The organism is Streptomyces sp. NRRL B-24572, assembly GCF_002156145.1.
Taxonomy (GTDB): Bacteria; Actinomycetota; Actinomycetes; order Streptomycetales; family Streptomycetaceae; genus Streptomyces; species Streptomyces vietnamensis.
This window is the reverse complement of record NZ_MWIG01000284.1, coordinates 1-3,326: the sequence shown is the minus strand read 5'-3', so window position 1 is coordinate 3,326 and position 3,326 is coordinate 1. Positions and strand designations below refer to the sequence as shown.

The 3,326-nt window shown below is 74.9% G+C and carries 4 protein-coding genes; all 4 read right to left on the bottom strand.

The features are described 5' to 3' along the window. Positions 1 to 1,531 (bottom strand): serine protease (locus CCN56_RS17815; RefSeq protein ID WP_256962016.1); only part of this gene is annotated, 1,531 nt, incomplete at its 3' end. A gap of 207 nt (positions 1,532 to 1,738) precedes the next feature. Then, positions 1,739 to 2,638 (bottom strand): tRNA pseudouridine(55) synthase TruB, encoded by a 900-nt coding sequence (truB, locus tag CCN56_RS17810; protein ID WP_086828014.1) that lies wholly within the window; start codon positions 2,636 to 2,638, stop codon positions 1,739 to 1,741. Further along, entirely contained in the window at positions 2,635 to 3,075 is a 441-nt protein-coding gene (rbfA, locus tag CCN56_RS17805) for a 30S ribosome-binding factor RbfA (RefSeq protein ID WP_041131524.1), read from the bottom strand. The genes truB and rbfA overlap by 4 nt, the downstream gene beginning before the upstream one ends. Positions 3,076 to 3,105: 30 nt before the next feature. Then, positions 3,106 to 3,326, bottom strand: a 221-nt coding sequence (locus tag CCN56_RS17800; protein WP_086828012.1) for a DUF503 domain-containing protein, incomplete at its 5' end; no start/stop codon positions are given.

Below are 3,326 nucleotides of genomic sequence, written 5' to 3'. Positions count from 1 at the left end.
CCTCGGCGAGCAGCCGCAGGGCCAGCGGGTGCCGGGCGTCCGCCGGGGCGAGGTCCGTCTCCCCGATCCCGTAGCCCTCGCGTACGGCGCGGGCCTCCGTCTCGGTGTACGGCCCGAGGACGACCGCGGCGGGCATGGCGTCACCGGTGCCGGTCGAGGCCCGGCCCGGGTCGGACGGGCCGCTGCCGGGCCCCGCCGCCCGGCCCGGGTCCCCCGCCGGCCGGTGCAGCGCCCCCGGGCCGTACAGCGCGCCCGCCTGTTCCCAGTGCTCCGGACGGCAGGCGGTGACGAGGTGGGCTCCGTGGGTGCGGAGCCAGTGCTCCGTGGCCGCCGTCCAGTCGGCGAGCCGGTGGGCGAGGAGCGGTGGCATCTCCTCGGGGCCGTCGAGGACGACGAGGAGCGGGCGGCCCGCGTCCCGGGCGAGGGCGGCGGCCCGCTCCGGGGTGGCGGTCGTGGTGTCGCCGAGCGCCCCGGAGGCGGCGACGATCCGGCCGGCCTGGTGCAGGGCGCGGCCGACGGCGTCGGCGAGCGAGCGGTCCTCGGCGCGCAGGTCGGCGCCGCGCAGCCGGACGGTGGGGGCGGGTGCGGCGCCCCGGGCGCGGCGGGCGCAGAGCGCGGCGAGGGCGGTGGTGCGGCCGGTGCCGGGGGCGCCGACGAGGGCGAGGACCGGGGCACGGCCGGTCGCGAAGCGGGCGAACTCGCGGACGCAGTCGGGACGTTCGACGGGCTCGGGCCAGGGGCCGGGGTCCCGTACGGGCCCGGTGGAGGTGGCGGTGAGCTCCAGGATGGCGGCGAGGTTGAGGTCGGGTCCGTAGGCGGGGACGGTGGCCGCGTTGCGCCGCAGCAGGTCGGCGAGCGGGTCGGCGGGCCGTGGCGGCACGGCGTGCCCGGCGGCCGGGCGCTCGCCGTGCGGGGCGGTGAGCGGGGCCTCGTACCCGGAGGCCCGGCGCTCGCCGTACGGGGCGGCGGGCGGTCCTGCGGGCCGGAGCGGCACGGCGTACCCGGCGGCCTGGCGGTCGCCGTGCAGGGCGGTGCCGAGGACGGCAAGGACGGTGCCGGTGACGGTGTCCAGGACGGGTCCTCCGGCGGCCTGTCCGCCGCGGCGGAGCGCCTCGGCGCCCTCGGTGCCGATGGCCAGTTCGAGGGCGTCGGCGAGGGCGTGGAAGCGGTCGGCGGCGGTGTACGTGACGGAGGCGGGGCCGAGGACGCGGGCCTCGCGCCAGCCCTGGGCGGCGATCCGTACGTATGTGCCGGGTTCGATCTCGGGCCGGGTCGCGAGCGGCAGCGGGCGGCCGCCGAGCCCTTCGGTCCGGACGAGCGCGAGGCCGCTCTCGGGCAGCGGGGTGACGGCCTCGGCCTCGGCGAGCCAGCTCCGGTCGCCGGGGGCGTGCAGGACGACACGGCTGAGCCCGTCGACGGCTTCGTGGCTGGTGACGACCGTTCCGTGGTGGTCAGCGAGGAAACCGGTGCCGCGTGGCCGGCCCGCCGGATCGCAGATGCGCACCAGCGTCGCCAGGTCCCCGCTTCCCATGGTGTCGACGGTAGGCGGCCGGTGATCACCCGGAGGCGCTCGCGGGGAAACGCGCCCCCTCCCACTCCCCCGTTCACTCCGAGCGCCTCCCTGATGGGGTGAATTTCGGCGGCTCCGCCGGACAGACACTCCACGGGGGAAACCGAGGGGGGAAGAAACGTGGGGCGGGCACGCGCGTGCGTGCCCGCCCCACGTTCGGAGGTCGGCTCAGCCGAAGACGGCGAGGCTCTTCGCCTTGCCCCGCTGGTCCTCGACCAGCGCGAGCAGCTTCCCCTCGGGTCCGTAGACCGCGACGGGCCCCTTCGGGTACTCCGGCATCTCCAGGCGGACGCCGTTGAGCAGCAGCCTGGCCCGCTTCTCGTCGACGTCCCAGCGCGGGAACGCCGCCGCGGCCGCGTCGGCGACCGGCATGACCGTGAGCTCCTCCTGGAGCTGGTCCAGGGTCCTGGCCGAGTCCAGCTTGTACGGGCCGACCCGGGTGCGGCGCAGCGCGGTCAGGTGGCCGCCGACGCCGAGTCCGGCGCCGAGGTCCCGGGCGAGCGCCCGGATGTACGTACCGGAGGAACAGACCACCGAGACGACCAGGTCGACGACGGGCGTGCCGTCCTCGGCGGTCTCCTCGCGGACGTCGTACACGCGGAAGGAGGAGACGGTGACCGGGCGGGCCGGGATCTCGAACTCCTCGCCGCCGCGCACGCGCGCGTACGACCGCTTGCCGTCGATCTTGATCGCGGAGACCTTCGACGGCACCTGCATGATGGCGCCGGTCAGCTCGGCGACGCCGGCGTCGATCTGCTCGCGGGTGACCTTCGAAGCGTCGACCGACGCCGTGATCTCGCCCTCGGCGTCGTCGGTGATCGTCGTCTGGCCCAGGCGGATGGTACCCAGGTACTCCTTCTCGGTCAGCGCGAGGTGACCGAGGAGCTTGGTCGCCCGCTCCACGCCGAGGACGAGGACGCCCGTGGCCATGGGGTCGAGCGTGCCGGCGTGGCCGACGCGGCGGGTCTTGGCGATCCCGCGCATCTTGGCCACGACGTCGTGCGAAGTGAAGCCCGACGGCTTGTCGACGATGACAAGCCCGTCGGGCGTCTTTCCCGAGGTGCTCATTCGGCGGCTTCGTCCTCGCCCTGCTTCTTGTAGGGGTCGGCGTCACCCGCGAAGGTGGCACCCGAGGAGGCCTGACGCACCTGGGCGTCGGAGGCGCGCGCCTTGTCGAGGAGGTCCTCGATGGTGCGGGCGTTCTCCGGAAGGGCGTCGGCCACGAAGGTCAGGGTCGGGGTGAACTTGGTCCCCGCCGCCCGGCCCACGGCCGAACGGAGGATGCCCTTGGCGCTCTCCAGGCCCGCCGCGGCGCTCGCGCGCTCCTCGTCGTCGCCGTAGACCGTGTAGAAGACCGTGGCCTCCCGCAGGTCACCGGTGACGCGGGTGTCCGTGATGGTCACGTGCGTACCCAGGCGGGGGTCCTTGATGCCGCGCTGCAGCTTCTCGGCGACCACCTCCCGGATGAGGTCTGCCAGCTTCTTCGCCCGCGCGTTGTCGGCCACTGGTCCTTCTCCTTCTTTGCCTTGCTCAAATCAGTCTTCATCAGTGTGGAGCCTTCGGCGTACCGAAAGGAGTTCCACCTCCGGACGCGCGGCGACGAGCCGCTCACAGCGGTCGAGCACGTCCGATACGAATCCGTGGTCCCCGGACACCAGCGCGACGCCCAGCCGGGCCCTGCGGTGAAGGTCCTGGTCTCCCACTTCCGCCGCGCTCACGGAGAACTTGCGCTGGAGCTCGGCGACGATGGGCCGGA

What these genes read in the sequence shown, in the direction of transcription:
- truB (WP_086828014.1), bottom strand. Translation starts at nt 2,638, where the DNA reads ATGAGCACCTCGGGAAAGACGCCCGACGGGCTTGTCATCGTCGACAAG.